The sequence below is a fragment of the Paenibacillus pinihumi DSM 23905 = JCM 16419 genome (genome assembly GCF_000422505.1).
GTDB classification, from domain to species: domain Bacteria; phylum Bacillota; class Bacilli; order Paenibacillales; family Paenibacillaceae; genus Paenibacillus_D; species Paenibacillus_D pinihumi.
On sequence record NZ_KE383867.1, the window covers coordinates 310,283 to 324,298 of the forward strand.

The window sequence follows — 14,016 nt, forward strand, 5'->3', positions numbered from 1 at the left end:
ACGAGAGCAAGGAAAGGAATTATAAATTATATGTCTACTTATCTTCATAAAGTTAAACTTCCTGCGGGAGATGTTCAGGTGTATGCAGGGCCTGAGCTGTTCAGTACGCTGGATTATAAAATATTTGAAATGGCCAATAACAATCTGCAAATTCCGGGTATTCAATTTATGAGCTATACACCGGACGTGCATGTAGGCGTCGGAACCTGCATCGGCACAACAGCGGTGTGGAACAACGGGGACGGCTATGTATCGCCATCCATTGTTGGCAGTGACATCGGCTGCGGGATGCGGGTCCATCTGACCAATCTGCACAGCAGCGATCTGAAGGATGTGAAGCTGCGCCGCAGACTGGTCAAGGCAATCGGGAAGCTGCTGCCGATGGAGTCCCACCAGCGTGGACATTTCTCGGATATTCGCCTAGAACATGTGGTGAAGAAGGGGCTTCATGGACTGCCGGGCAAATATGTGCCGGACAGCTATACGCCGAAGAAATCGACTTCGCTGACACATGTGGAATCCGGGAAATTTGCATTTGATGAATCTGTGCTGGATGCAATGCCGGAGCAGGCGATTCACCGGGCGCACCGCCAGCTTGGTACACTTGGGGGCGGCAACCACTTTGTCGAAATTCAGGCCATTGAAATTGCCGAAGAACAGCGCGCTGTCGCTGAAGCATGGGGACTTGTCGACGGACAGATTGCTGTGATGATCCATTCCGGCTCGCGCGCATGGGGCGGGGCGGTCAATCAGCTGTGTACGACTGCCATAAAGAAGACAATGGGCAGGCTCGGGCTGGGTACGGCTGATCCCAAGCTGGTCTTTGCGCCGCTGGATCACCCGGACGGTATGCAGTACGTGAATTTGATGTACTCGGCTCTCAATTATGCTGTTGTGAATCGTCATCTGATTGCCTATGCGGTTCGCGAAGCATTTCGTGAGGTAATGGGCAGCGGCTGCGAGCTGCGGACGCTGTACGATCTGATGCACAATTATGCCTGGGAAGAGCATCATGACAAAAGAGGATCTGTGTTCGTTCACCGCAAGGGAGCAACCCGGGCTCTGCCGGCAGGACACCCTGACAATCCCAAGCCTTATATGGCTACAGGTCATCCGGCGCTTATTCCGGGCTCGATGGGAACAGCCTCTTATCTGATGGTTGGACGGCCGGAAGGCGAAGCCAACTATTACTCCATCTGCCATGGAGCCGGAAGGATTCGCTCGCGGTCAGCAACGAAGAGGCTGGTTACGGTGGAAGAGTTCGCCGGGGCGTTAAAGGTCGGCACCGATGATGAGATCGTCGTCAATCAGCTTTCGCTGGAATCGATCATTGACGAATCGCCGCAGGCTTACAAGAACGTGGACGATATTATTGAAAGTGTAACGGGAGCGGGACTGGCGGATGTCGTCGCCAAATGCAAGCCGCTCGCCGCTGTGAAGGGAGCAAAATAAAGTTTGGATATTTGGACGAAGATAGAGGATTGGAAAGAACACGGTGAATCCAAGGAGCAGACCAGTGCTGCTCCTGCAATCTATAGCTATACGGAAGCGGCGAATCAGCGGATTGACAGATATGAAATCTATGCCCAGGTAATCGACGGTATTGCAGAGGCACTGATGGCTCGGTACGGCATCCGTTATGAGCTGTATTCCAGCGGTGACCCGAATATGGAATACTGGAAGCTGCTTGAAGAGGATGTTCGCCGGCCGGACAGCGGAGTTGAGCATGTGGCCAAAATTTTCGACAGGCTGGAGGAGAAGACCTTTGCCTATGAAGATAATCGCACAGAGCCGGAATACAGTGTTCACCGCTCGGTGCATAACAATGTATTCGCTTATCCGGCCTGGGGCGTTGCACTCGCCCGTGTTCCGGTCTTCCGCGAGCATGGCATCGGCAGCGATGACTATGTATTTGCGGTTGACGACGATAAATTACGCGCCTTTCTGGGCAGTGTCAGAGCCAGACAGCGGGAGCAAAACATGCGGCAGGTAACGGTTTTTACCGATACACGTCACGGCATCAATAGTGAGCTGGAGCCGATTACAAGGACAATTGGACGGGATGAAGTCATTTTGAAGCCGGAACTGAAGCAGGAGATTTTCCGCTCCCTCGACCAGTTCTTCGCTGCAGACCGCACATTCTACCGTACCTATAACATTCCATACAAGCGTGGAATTCTGCTCTATGGACAGCCGGGCAACGGAAAGACGACGCTTGTCAAGTCGATTGCCGGCAGTGTTCCAGGGCCAGTGGCTTACTGGCAGATTACCGAGCATACGTGCAGCGAGTCGGTGGAGGAAGTTTTCAACGCCGCTGTGCGTCTGGCGCCGATGGTGCTCGTTATCGAGGATATCGACTCGATGCCTCAGGAGGTCCGCTCCTTCTTCCTGAATACACTGGATGGAGCAACTTCGAAGGAAGGAATCTTCCTCATCGGGACGACCAACTATCCGGACAAGATTGACCCGGGCTTGATGAACCGAGCCGGCCGCTTTGACCGCTCCTATGAGATCGGACTGCCGGATGAGGAGCTGCGCGTACAATACTTAAAGCTGCGCGGCTTTGATACTTTTGCAGGCTCAGAAGGGGTCAGCGAAGCAGCACAGCTGACCAAGGATTTCTCGCTGGCGCAGCTTAGCGAACTGTATGTCAGCGCGGCGCTGGAGTGGCATGAGGGGCAGCCTGTCCACGTTGACAAATTGGTGCGGAGCATGAAGGAAGAGCTGGATAAAGGGCGCAAGGGAAAATGGATGAAACCCGAGGGCCGTCTTGGATTTTATTGAGAATAAAGGGAGTGTAAGCTAAACTGGTGTTTATACAGACATGCCTGCTGAAGCGTATCTTGGGGATTAGCTATGAAATTGCATCTTAAATTCCATAGGGCGGAATTTGGTATGCATGATGGAAAATTCAGCTATTCAGAGAGGAGATCGGGACCAGTATGAAAGCTGTATTAGTTGATGAGGTGTCAAAGCGTCTTGTTATCGGAGAGACCGCGGAACCCAGTCCGGGATCAGGGGAACTGCTGGTAACGGTTAAGGCGACTGCACTCAATCGTGCAGATCTGCTGCAAAAGCGCGGGCTATACCCGCCGCCTCCGGGAGCCTCTGATATATTGGGGCTGGAAATGTCCGGTATAATCGAAGAGATTGGGCCAGGGGTAAGCGGCTGGTCCAAGGGGGATCGTGTCTGCGCCCTGCTGCCGGGAGGGGGCTATGCCGAGCGTGTTGTTATTCCGGCAGGCATGGCGATGCGCATTCCATCGTCCTTCACCTTCGAGCAGGCTGCCGGTGTGCCGGAAGTATTTCTGACGGCATACTTGAACCTGTTCATGCTCGGCGGACTGAAACAGGGAGACACCGTACTCATACATGCTGGAGCGAGCGGTGTCGGTACTGCAGCTGTACAGCTGGTTCGCGAAGCAGGTGCAGCCAGCATTGTGACAGCTGGGACCGAAGCGAAGCGGAAGGCCTGCCTTGAACTGGGTGCCGCCCATGCCATTGATTATAAAGCCGGGCCGTTCGCTCCCATTGTTAAAGAGCAGACCGGGGGAAAAGGCGCGGACATTATTATGGACTTTATCGGAGCGTCCTACTGGGAGCAGAACCTTGCTTCTCTGGCTGTTGACGGGCGACTGCTGCTCATCGGCATGCTGGGCGGCGCGAAGGTGCCGGAAGTGAATCTTGGTGTGCTCCTAAGCAGAAGGCTTCAAGTAATCGGAACGGCATTGCGTTCCCGCTCACTGGCAGACAAGTTGGATCTGACCCGGCGCTTTGCCGAATTCGCCCTTCCCCGTCTGGAGGACGGCAGGCTGGATCCTGTTATTGACTCTGTATGGGACTGGCAGGACGTGGAGCAGGCTCATGCTCATATGGAACAGAATCAGAATATCGGAAAAATTGTGTTGCGTGTAAGCTCTTAAAAGTATATAGAAATAGCAGGAGTTAAATATTCAGCATGAAAACAGCAGCCCCATTGGCTGCTGTTTTCATGCCTCCCACTCTTTCCGCTTTATAGTAAGTTCCGTTTTCTTGAACAGCTATGCCATCTGCCGGGTCGACATTGTGAATCTGATACAACCGGGTGCCTTTCTTGTACCTGTTGGAGAACAGATTCGGCAAGCCGCTTCTTTCTTTTGTGGATTGCACTTTAATGACTCCGATTTGCTTGCCAATATCATTAACAGCCTCGTTTGTCATCCGATAAACACCGTGATCCCAGGTAACCACATCAAATGCCCAGCTTTGAAGTTGTTCTTGGGCGGAGTCTGAGCAGCCCGAAAATACAAAGGTTAAGCAAAAAAATAAAAGCAGGCTTGTCTTTTTCATGCCACCCTCCCCCTTGAATTTTTTTGGGAGTTTTATAAATACGACGTTTTGATGCAAATTTATGTTGCTCGCATCAAGCAGCATCATTTGATTTTACTATTCTTCAAAAAAAGGTTGAACATTTAAATAATCGGTGTTAGTATCTTAATCATACAATTCCGCTTGGAATAATATACTAATCTACCGGATAACCGGAGACTTCCACTATTGATGTGAGAAGTCTTTTTTTCGTTAGCAGGCAAGGCACCGGAGAGCTGAAGAGAAAGCCATTAATTTAGAGTTTCTGCGGTCAGGAACGGACACGAGAGGAGAGAAGGCTTATGTTTCGCAGTCCTTTTCGCGTATTTGACATTCATGGACATCTGCCTTACCGGCTTGTGCTTGGGGGAAAAAGGCATGAACTGGTTAGCCGCTATGGGGCCGAGCGAAGCGAGCGGATGCGGCTGACGTGGGATTTTCAGGAGCTTGCCATAGAAAATCAGCACAATGAGACGCTCCCGCTCATTGACCGCTGGGTGCAGGAGCTGGACAAATACAATATTGCCGGATTGAATTTTTTGACGGCACTGGACAACGACAATATGGCGGATCAGATATCCCGTCATCCCGGCCGTTTTACCGGATTTGCGTACCATTCGATTGAGGATGAGGGTGCTGCGGAGGAGTTGAAGCGGGCAGCAGATGTATTGGGGCTCAAAGGCTACAAGCTGTTTGGTCCGCTGACAGGCATCCCGTTTGACGATCCGTCACTGGATCCGGTATGGACAGTACTTGCCGAGCGCAAGCTTCCTGTGCTCATTCATTTCGGGCTTCTCGGCCATGCAGGCGGAATTGTTCATCATCCGAATATTAGTCCGTTGGCGATCTTCAACACCGCAAGAGAATACCCGGATATCCCGTTCATCATTCCCCATTTTGGCGCGGGTTACTTTCAGGAGCTGCTTCATCTGTGCTGGAGCTGTCCGAACGTCTACGTGGATACTTCCGGCTCTAACCAGTGGGTCAGATGGATGCCTTACGAGCTGACGCTGGAGACGCTTTTCCGCAAAACGTATGAGCTGATCGGGCCGGAGCGAATCGTATTCGGCACAGACTCTCTCGGATTTCCGCGGGGTTATCCTTACAGGTACTTGCAGGATCAGGTCCGTGTCTGCCGCGATTTGCGTTTTGGGGAAGGCGATATTGAAAATATCTTTGGCAACAATGCCCGCCGGCTGCTCGGATTGCACACCTTGCACAGCACGAACACACAAATATCCGAGACGGGCGGTTAATTGTACAGATAAAAAAACGGATAGAGACAAAGGAGAGGGTTCGGGTGAGAAGGAGATCATTGTATACCTTAATGACAACTTTGCTGCTGGGGGCTGTAATGCTTGCGGGCTGCGGCGGGGCAAACGGCGGCGGGAATAAATCAGACAGCAGCGGACCGGTCAATTCATCGGCTGAAGGGAAAAGCAACACTTCCGCCTCGACAGAGCAGCCGAAGGAGGTTGCGATTGAATATTGGCAGTATGAATTCCCGGCGAAGGTGGAGCTGATCAATGAGCTGATCAAGCAATTTGAGCAGGAGCATCCGCATATCAAGGTCAAGCAGACGAACTTCCCTTATGACCAGTACAACCAGAAGGTGGCGACGCTCATTCCGGCTGGCAAAGGTCCGGATGTCATCAATCTTTATTATGGCTGGCTGCCGAAATATGTGTCCTCCGGCTATTTGCAGCCACTCCCGGAAAGCGAGTTCCCGGCTGCTGATATCGAGGAGCATTTCTTTCCATTCGTTGAGACAGCCAGGCTTGGCGGAAAATACTATGCGCTGCCAACAGGCGTGCGCACGCTCGGCCTCTATTACAATAAGGACTTGTTTACCAAAGCCGGACTTGACCCGGCGAAGCCGCCGGCAACATGGGAGGAGCTTGTCGAATATGCCAAGGAGCTGACGGAGACGGACAGCAAAGGGCAGTTTGTTATTGAAGGCTTCGCCTGGGAGCCTGGTTCCCAACTGCACCATTGGTTCCGTGACGGCCTGCTCTACCAGGCAGGAGGCCAGGATACGAGTGAGGACCGGAAACGGATTTTATGGAATGAATCTCCTGCCGGACTTGAAGCATTCAAATATTTGATCGATTTTGCCAAGGAGCATAAAGTCGGGATTAACGGTTTCTATACGGATGACGCCAACGCGTTCAAAACGGGTCATGCAGCCATTAATGTCGACGGATCTTACCGTCTTGGCTCGCTGCGCAAGGATGCGCCGGATTTGAATTATGCGATTGCGCCGCTTCCGGCTTACAAAAACAAGTCTACCCAGGCTTCATTCTGGGCCAATGCAATACCATCTACCGTTAAGGATGAAAAACTGGCAGCTGCGACGGAATTTCTGAAATTTTTAACGAGCAAGGATGTCCAGGAGCAGTGGGTGGACAAAATCGGCGAGCTCCCGGCCCAGAAGGAAGTTGCACTGCAGGACAAATATATTCAGGATGAATTCCTCGGCGCCTTTATCAAACAATTGCCGGATGGCCGTGCTCACTTCTTCATTGATGAGACACAGGAAAGAACGCTGTTCATTGAAGCCGTCGACCAGGTGCTGCTTACAAACGTGCCGATTGAGAAGGCTTTCGCTGATCTGGTCGCTAAAACACAGAAGCTGTATGACGATTACTGGAGCAAGCAGGGAAGCTAGTTGAAGAGTGGCGGCAGGAGCCATCAGAAATAAAGTGCGGCTCTCAACAGGTACGCTATTTCTATTGAGGAATCAGAACAATTCGGGGTTAGAAAGGAGGGAATACATTGGAACAGGCCGAAGCCGCCTCGTCAAGCCGCAAATTAGCGCTGCCTGTCTGGCGTCCGGGACTCAAGACGAAGCGCTATCTGTTTATCTATAGCTGTCTGCTCATACCGCTGCTCTTTTTTGTTATCGTGCGGGTGCTGCCGATCTTGTATTCCTTCCATGTCAGCTTCCGCCAGTGGGATCTGTTATCGCAGACCAAGCCGTTTGTCGGGCTGTCCAACTATGCGGCCATATTTCAGGATGAGGTGTTTGTCCAGACGATCTGGAACACGTTGATCTATGTCGTCGCCGGCGTCCCCGGACAGCTTGCAGCGGGGCTGGCCGTTGCGCTGCTGCTTCAGCGCATCGTCCGTTTCCGCAGCTTTTTCCGCACCATCTACTTTATCCCGTATATTACCAGTGTAGTGGCTGTGAGCTGGGTGTTCCGCTGGATTCTGATGAAAAACGGGGTAGCCAACGGGCTGCTTTTGGAGCTAGGCTTTTCGGCACAGCCCTTTCTCTATTCACCTTCGCAGGCTGTCTATTGGATCATTATTGCGGTAATCTGGCAAAATATCGGATTTCAGATGTTGGTATTTCTGGCAGGGCTCGAAAATATTCCGCGCCTCTATTATGATGCCGCCTCTATTGATGGGGCGGGCCGCTGGCGCAAATTTATTCATATCACCTTGCCGCTGCTCAATCCGGTGCTGCTGTTCTCCGTTGTTATTGCCAGTATTGGCTTTTTGCAGACTTTTACTCAAGTGCTCAATATGACAGGCGGAGGCCCGCTCAACTCGACGAACTCAATTGTGCTGTATATTTACAACCGTGCCTTCAAGAGCTTCGAGATGGGGCAGGCATCGGCTGCGACGGTCGTACTGTTTTTGCTCATTTTGACACTGACGATATTGCAGCTAAAGGTGCTGAACCGTAAAGTGGAGCATTAGCAGTATGTGGCTGGCTAATTGATGTCAGCGACGGGTCGGCAGAACTGCCCTGGAAGCAGAAGTTGGAGGCTGCCGGAAACAGGCAAGATGAAATTGGGAAGGAGGGAGCAGATGAGCAAGCCAGTGCAGCCGGGGCTTTCATTTAAGGGGAAAACGGGCGTTCCGGGAGATCGTTATGCAATCACTTTGATCAGTTACATCCTTCTCGCATTGGGTCTCGTCTTCATGGTGTTCCCGTTTTTGTGGATGATCGCGACATCACTCAAGTCACCTCAGGAAATTTACTCGCTTAGTCTTATTCCTTCGGCTCCGGCATGGGATAATTATTCGGCCCTCTTTAGCGGCACAGCCTTTGGCAAATGGATTGTGAACAGTTTTATTGTAGCTGTGCTGACGACGATTAGCGTCTGCTTTTTCGATACGGTTATCGGCTATGTGTTAGCGAAGTTCAATTTCCATGGCAAGAAAATTATTTATCTGCTTATTCTAAGCACATTGATGGTACCGACAGAAATGCTGATTATTCCCTGGTTCTTGTATGCGGCCAATCTTGGCTGGGTGGATACGTACTGGGGCGTAATGTTTCCGGGTATCATTTCAGCCTTCGGCATCTTCCTGATGAAGCAGTTCATGGAGTCGGTGCCCTCGGACCTTCTTGATGCGGCACGGATTGACGGAATGGGCGAGTGGGGTATTCTGGTACGTATTGTGGTACCGCTTGTCCGTTCGGCTGTAGCGACCTTATGCATTTTGTCCTTCCTGGGGAGCTGGAACGCCTTCATCTGGCCGCTCATTGTGACACAGACAGAGGAGATGTTCACCATTCCTGTCGGAATGGCCTTCTTCTCCAGTGAAGCCAAGGACAGCAGCAACTGGGTGCAAATTATGACGGGAGCTGCTGTATCGGTGCTGCCGCTCATCATCGTCTTTCTGTTCTTCCAGAAGCAAATTGTCCGCGGGATCGCCACAACGGGGATGAAATAAAACAAGCGGTGAGGATGTTCAGCCAAAGGCTGCTTCTCACCGCTTGTTGCTTTTTTACCGTAGTGTGCCGGGTCGACGGTTACTTGCTGCCTCGGATAATCCCGTCAATAATCCCATACTCTGTGGCTGCTTCAGCATCCATGAAGAAATCCCGGTCTGAGTCCCGCTCGATCCGCTCCAGAGGCTGCCCGGTCCGCTCCACGAGAATCCGGTTGATCTTCTCCCGCGTCTTCAAGATCCAGTCGGCATGGATCATAATATCTGATGCCTGCCCCCGTGCGCCGCCCAGCGGCTGATGAATCATCACTTCGCTGCTCTCCAGCGCGAAGCGCTTGCCTTTCGTACCGCCTGCCAGCAGCATGGCCCCGAAGCTGGCTGCCATTCCTACACAGATCGTTGAAACATCCGGCTTCATATATTGCATCGTATCGTAGATGGCAAACCCGGCTGTCACCGATCCGCCAGGACTGTTGATATACATTTGAACGTCCTTATCCGGATCATCGGCTGCCAAAAACAGCAGTTGGGCTACTACCGCATTCGCCATATCATCATTAACCTCGCCGCTTACCATAATAATACGGTCCTTCAACAGACGGGAGTAAATATCATAGCTCCGTTCACCGTTTCTGCTTTGTTCTACGACATAAGGAATCAGGTTCATAGTTATACGCCTCCTTCAAAAAAATGATTATGTCCTGTCCCCGGCAACGGTTGCGGTATCTGTTTGCGGTCAGGCAGCCAAGCAGGCTTGCGGGGCGGATGCAGCTTTGCGTTCCCGGGAGGCGTGATTACGCAGTACAACAACAGATGCAGCCGGATCAAGCCGGTCATTGTTCATTAATTGCACAAGCAGTCCGGTATTCTCGAGCTGAAGCGCGGCCGAATATGCCTGCAGCAGAGAGAAGTCAGCAGTCTCAATCGGAGTTGAGGTTTCTGCTTCATCGTCTATCCTGTCACCATCCGGCACACGGGACAATGCAGAGCGGGCGCGGCTGAGAGCAGCCTTTACAGCACCTTCTGTTGTATTCAACAGAGCCGCGGTCTCCGGTCCTGTGAGGGATAATGCCTCCCGCAGCAGGAACACGGTTCTCTGGAGAGGTGAGAGGCAGGATATCATCAGCTTGAGTGCGTTTTCCAACTCCTGTGATTGCTCCATTGCTTTCCAAGGAGCGCCGGTCTCCTCTTGGTGAGCCGCAGCCAGCTTTAGAAGATCCTCATAGCGGGCGCTGCGCCTGACCAGATCGATCCATTGGTTCCGGGCAATCCGTTTCAGATACGCGCCAGGATTCGGATGCGGCATCTTCTGCTGAAGCAGGTGAAGGGCCTTCAGAAAAGTATCCTGAACCAGATCCTCTGCAGCATGCCTTGAACCTGTCAGCCCCGTGCAATAGTGCAGCAGGTCAGCGTGAAGCTGGGCAAGCTTGTCGCCTAATAGCGAATCAGCTGTGCTACGCGTGCTTATATTGGGCAATGCTTTCATTACCGGCACCTCCGTTAGCCTTAATCGGATAGTTTCATATCCTTTCTGTACTTACGATATGCGCCAGTCCCAGCGAGAGCGGCGGCATCCGTTGTTTGTTGTCTCCCTATAGTATAAACGAATAGGTGGAGCAAAAGGATACGGCAAGGATTAAAGATTCCTTCATCTTGCAGCCTGCCCTAGAACGGACATAAAGCGTCTATTCATCAAAAAATCCCCCGGACCAACGGCCCGGAGGATTGAAAGGATTTATTCATTAAGCTCATCAAGCTTATTTTTTGAGGATCAGTACGTCTCTGCCTGGAAGCTCCAGCTCGCCTTGCAGTGTCTCGCCAGTCAGCATGTTCAGGAACGTGCCCTCACCCGGATTGACTTTGACCGCTTCGGCATTGTGGTTCAGGAGGAACAGCAGATCTTCGCCATTCTTTGTACGTACAGAAGCCTCTACACCCGCAGGAGCTTCGATGATCGGCTTGATGCCGTGATCAGCGCACAGGTTGGCAACAAGGCCTTTCAAGAAAGCATCATCCGGGCTGGAAGCAATGTAGTATGCTTTACCTTTACCGAACTTGTTCACCGTAGCAACCGGCATGCCGGCATAGAAATCTGTTCCGTACTCGGCAAGCACCTCAGCGCCTTCGGAATGAATCAGATCGCACAGAATGCCGCACTCGTAGCTGCCGCTCAGTTTGCCCCACTCTTTATTGAATACAATCTGATTGGACTGCTCAGGCAGCAGTGCATCGATTTCCTCAGCCCAGATACCCAGCAGCTTGCGCAGCTCTCCAGGATAGCCTCCAGTTGTTACGATATCATTCTCGTTAACCAGGCCGCTGAAGAAGGTTGTAAGGAACGTGCCGCCTTGCTCTACGAATTGCTCCAGCTTCTTGGCATAGCCTTCCTTCACCATGTACAATACCGGTGCGATGACGATATCATATTTGCTCAGATCATCTTCGACACCGACCATATCGGCTTGAATGTTTTGATCGAACAATGCTTTATAATATTTATGCACTTCAGCTACATAATCAAGCGCAACGGACGGCCCGCTAGACAGGTTAACCGCCCAACGGTTTTCCCAGTCGAATACGATACCGACTTTTGCTGGTACACGGGCATCCAGCAGCGAATCGGACAGCTTGTGCAGCTCGGCTCCAAGCTCTGCAGACTCTCTGAATACACGGGTGTGCTCGTGACCAACATGCTCAATGACAGCGCCATGGTATTTTTCACAAGCGCCAATCGAGCGGCGAAGCTGGAAGAACAGGATCGTGTCAGCACCGCGAGCCACACCCTGGTAGCTCCACAGACGCATAACGCCAGGACGTTTCAGGGAGTTGTACGGCTGCCAGTTTTGCTGGCTTGGTGTTTGCTCCATGATCATAAACGGTTTGCCGCCCTTAACACCGCGCATCAGGTCATGCGACATTGCAGTCAAGCTGATTGGTGTATCGAGTGCGGGGTAGTTGTCCCAAGAGACTACATCCAGTTCTTTTGCCCATTTGAAGTAGTCCAAATCCGGATACAGACCCATCAGGTTTGTTGTAATTGGAACATTAGGAGTATGGCGCTTCAGCGCTTCATGCTCCATTTTATAGTTGTCGAGCAGGCTGTCGGACTGGAAGCGGCGGAAATCAAGGGAGATGCCCTGGAAGTTCGTGTTGTCCAGGCCCCATTCTTCGCTCAGCTCGCTTGGAAGGACGATTTCTTCCCAATCATAGAAGGTATGCCCCCAGAATTTGGTGTACCATGCGCTGTTCAACGCATCAAGGGTGCCATAGCGCTCTTTCAGCCATACACGGAATTGTGCAGTACAGTTGTCACAGTAACAGTAGTCGCTGAATTCATTGTTGACGTGCCAGATTACGAGTGCCGGATGGTCTTTATAGCGCTCGCCCAGCTTGTCCGCCATTGCAGTCGCATATTTGCGGTAGGTCGGGCTGTTCGGGCAGGAATTGTGGCGTTTGCCGAATTTGCGTTTGCGACCCTGAATGTCGACACGCAGGACGTCCGGATAACGATGGGCCATCCAAGCCGGATGTGCGCCAGTGCTGGTTGCCAGACAGACATAGATTCCGTTTTCGTGCATGCGGTCCATCATTGCATCGAGGAAAGAGAAGTCATACGTATCTTCGCTCGGCTGGTTTTGCGCCCAGGAGAATACATTCAATGTTACAACGTCGATGCCTGCAAGCTTGAACATCCGGACATCTTCATTCCAGTCTTCTTCGCCCCATTGCTCCGGATTGTAGTCGCCGCCATACCAGATTTTCGGCAATTTATCGTTAATCAACATCAGCACATCCTTTTGTGTTAAATTTAAAGTATAATTATATAGTCTTATTGTATGTGTTTGACTCGCCGCTATAAATATAAGATTAACGAGATGACGTATAATAATACGGAACACATAAATTATGAAATACATCCAATAAATATCATTCATCAAGGCTCGTTCCGAATCAAAGCAACAGTTTTCGGGCCATTCCTGTATGATAGATGCTTTTTCAGGAGGACAATGATGAATCTGCCCAATCACCGCCGCATAATCTTTTCCGCTTCCGCTGAACAGTCGCTGCCGCTCTTTGTGGAGAGTATCGGCATCAATTTCGACCAAGAGCCCATCACCCGTCCCGATGGCTACCCGCTATATCATTGGCTGCAAACGGAGGAGGGGGAAGGCGCACTGACTGTCGGCGGGACTACCTGGCTGCTGTCTCAGAACAGTGGCTTGCTGCTGCCCCCGGGGATGTCTCATCACTATGAAGCAGTATCCCCGCAGTGGCGGACGATGTACCTGACTTTCGATGGAGCCGCGGTGTTCAGTCTGCTGGCCTCCCTGGGTATGAACGAAGCGAGTTATTTGCGCTGGGAAAAGGATTCACCCTGTGACAGCCTGCTGCTGCAGATGCTGGAGCGGCTGGAATCGGTCGAGGATATGTTCGGCCTGGAGGCATCCGTAGATGCTTACCGTTTTCTCGGCACACTCAGCAAATTCGGACGGCTTCACCAGAACTTTTCCGTCTCGCGCAATATTGATAAAATTCAGCCGCTTGTGCGGTGGATGGAAGTCCATTATCACAATCCGGATATTGGGCTTGATGATCTGGCCGACGTGCTGGGCATTTCCAGCCGCTATTTAAGCACCTTGTTTAACCAGACTTTCGGGATGTCGCCCTATGTTTACTTCATTAATGTGCGGCTCCGAAAGGCAAAGGAACTGCTGGCTGGCAAGGAAGAATATACGGTGACCCGGATTGCCGAAGACGTCGGCTTTCGGGATGTAAGTCATTTTGTCGCAACCTTCCGCCGCAGTACAGGCATGACGCCTGAGCAATTCCGCAAGCTTCATTAAATATAACAGTTAGCTTATCAACGCCGTGTGGGCGACATGACGTCTCATTACAGACTTCATGCCATCCAAACGGCGTTTCTTATGATGCCTGGCCTTTCGTCATCTTTCGAATGGATGACATCCAGAAGGTGAGGAATCG

At 51.6% G+C, this 14,016-nt stretch carries 12 protein-coding genes; 8 read left to right on the top strand and 4 right to left on the bottom strand.

Going from position 1 to position 14,016, the window contains the following annotated elements; genetic code table 11:
* The first annotated feature begins 30 nt into the window (after window positions 1-30).
* The 3 genes from H583_RS0127335 (at window position 31) to H583_RS0127345 (ending at window position 3,923) form a co-directional block, all read left to right on the top strand.
* Complete coding sequence (locus tag H583_RS0127335; RefSeq protein ID WP_051237104.1) at window positions 31-1,452, top strand: RtcB family protein; 1,422 nt, start codon at window positions 31-33, stop codon at window positions 1,450-1,452.
* A 21-nt stretch (window positions 1,453-1,473) separates the two neighbouring features.
* On the top strand, window positions 1,474-2,784 hold the full coding sequence (locus H583_RS0127340) for an ATP-binding protein (RefSeq protein ID WP_051237132.1): 1,311 nt from the start codon (window positions 1,474-1,476) through the stop codon (window positions 2,782-2,784).
* Window positions 2,785-2,942: 158 nt separating this feature from the next.
* Complete coding sequence (locus H583_RS0127345) at window positions 2,943-3,923, top strand: NAD(P)H-quinone oxidoreductase (protein ID WP_028563270.1); 981 nt, start codon at window positions 2,943-2,945, stop codon at window positions 3,921-3,923.
* A 22-nt stretch (window positions 3,924-3,945) separates the two neighbouring features.
* Here the strand turns inward: H583_RS0127345 and H583_RS34505 are convergent, their stop codons facing one another.
* A complete protein-coding gene (locus H583_RS34505; RefSeq protein WP_051237106.1) occupies window positions 3,946-4,329 on the bottom strand; it encodes a hypothetical protein in 384 nt (127 codons plus the stop codon).
* 320 nt (window positions 4,330-4,649) lie between these two features.
* On the opposite strand from H583_RS34505, the gene H583_RS0127355 reads away from it, so the two are divergent.
* From H583_RS0127355 to H583_RS0127370, 4 genes are all read left to right on the top strand, one after another.
* Complete coding sequence (locus H583_RS0127355) at window positions 4,650-5,603, top strand: amidohydrolase family protein (protein ID WP_028563271.1); 954 nt, start codon at window positions 4,650-4,652, stop codon at window positions 5,601-5,603.
* 44 nt (window positions 5,604-5,647) lie between these two features.
* A complete protein-coding gene (locus H583_RS0127360) occupies window positions 5,648-7,015 on the top strand; it encodes a sugar ABC transporter substrate-binding protein (protein WP_245586011.1) in 1,368 nt (455 codons plus the stop codon).
* Window positions 7,016-7,122: 107 nt separating this feature from the next.
* Window positions 7,123-8,052, top strand: coding sequence for a carbohydrate ABC transporter permease (locus tag H583_RS0127365; protein ID WP_028563273.1), 930 nt, complete (start codon window positions 7,123-7,125; stop codon window positions 8,050-8,052).
* A 111-nt stretch (window positions 8,053-8,163) separates the two neighbouring features.
* Window positions 8,164-9,036 carry a carbohydrate ABC transporter permease gene (locus H583_RS0127370; RefSeq protein ID WP_081667625.1) on the top strand — a complete coding sequence of 291 codons (873 nt, stop codon included), beginning with the start codon at window positions 8,164-8,166 and terminating at the stop codon, window positions 9,034-9,036.
* A gap of 79 nt (window positions 9,037-9,115) precedes the next feature.
* On the opposite strand, the gene clpP is transcribed toward H583_RS0127370, so the two are convergent.
* The 3 genes from clpP to H583_RS0127385 all read right to left on the bottom strand — a co-directional run bounded on the left by clpP (window position 9,116) and on the right by H583_RS0127385 (window position 12,815).
* Window positions 9,116-9,700: an ATP-dependent Clp endopeptidase proteolytic subunit ClpP gene (clpP, locus tag H583_RS0127375; RefSeq protein ID WP_028563275.1), complete on the bottom strand. Its 585-nt coding sequence runs from the start codon at window positions 9,698-9,700 to the stop codon at window positions 9,116-9,118.
* Window positions 9,701-9,769: 69 nt separating this feature from the next.
* A complete protein-coding gene (locus H583_RS34510) occupies window positions 9,770-10,519 on the bottom strand; it encodes an RNA polymerase sigma factor (RefSeq protein WP_051237108.1) in 750 nt (249 codons plus the stop codon).
* Between the two features lie 271 nt (window positions 10,520-10,790).
* A complete protein-coding gene (locus H583_RS0127385) occupies window positions 10,791-12,815 on the bottom strand; it encodes a beta-galactosidase (protein ID WP_028563276.1) in 2,025 nt (674 codons plus the stop codon).
* 228 nt (window positions 12,816-13,043) lie between these two features.
* On the opposite strand from H583_RS0127385, the gene H583_RS0127390 reads away from it, so the two are divergent.
* Window positions 13,044-13,877 carry a helix-turn-helix transcriptional regulator gene (locus H583_RS0127390; protein ID WP_051237110.1) on the top strand — a complete coding sequence of 278 codons (834 nt, stop codon included), beginning with the start codon at window positions 13,044-13,046 and terminating at the stop codon, window positions 13,875-13,877.
* Window positions 13,878-14,016: the final 139 nt, after the last annotated feature.

Coding starts and splice junctions, on each gene's coding strand:
- H583_RS0127390 (WP_051237110.1), top strand. CDS start 13,044: ATGAATCTGCCCAATCACCGCCGCATAATCTTTTCCGCTTCCGCTGAA.
- H583_RS0127335 (WP_051237104.1), top strand. CDS start 31: ATGTCTACTTATCTTCATAAAGTTAAACTTCCTGCGGGAGATGTTCAG.
- H583_RS0127345 (WP_028563270.1), top strand. CDS start 2,943: ATGAAAGCTGTATTAGTTGATGAGGTGTCAAAGCGTCTTGTTATCGGA.
- H583_RS34510 (WP_051237108.1), bottom strand. CDS start 10,519: ATGAAAGCATTGCCCAATATAAGCACGCGTAGCACAGCTGATTCGCTA.
- H583_RS0127355 (WP_028563271.1), top strand. CDS start 4,650: ATGTTTCGCAGTCCTTTTCGCGTATTTGACATTCATGGACATCTGCCT.
- clpP (WP_028563275.1), bottom strand. CDS start 9,700: ATGAACCTGATTCCTTATGTCGTAGAACAAAGCAGAAACGGTGAACGG.
- H583_RS0127370 (WP_081667625.1), top strand. CDS start 8,164: ATGAGCAAGCCAGTGCAGCCGGGGCTTTCATTTAAGGGGAAAACGGGC.
- H583_RS34505 (WP_051237106.1), bottom strand. CDS start 4,329: ATGAAAAAGACAAGCCTGCTTTTATTTTTTTGCTTAACCTTTGTATTT.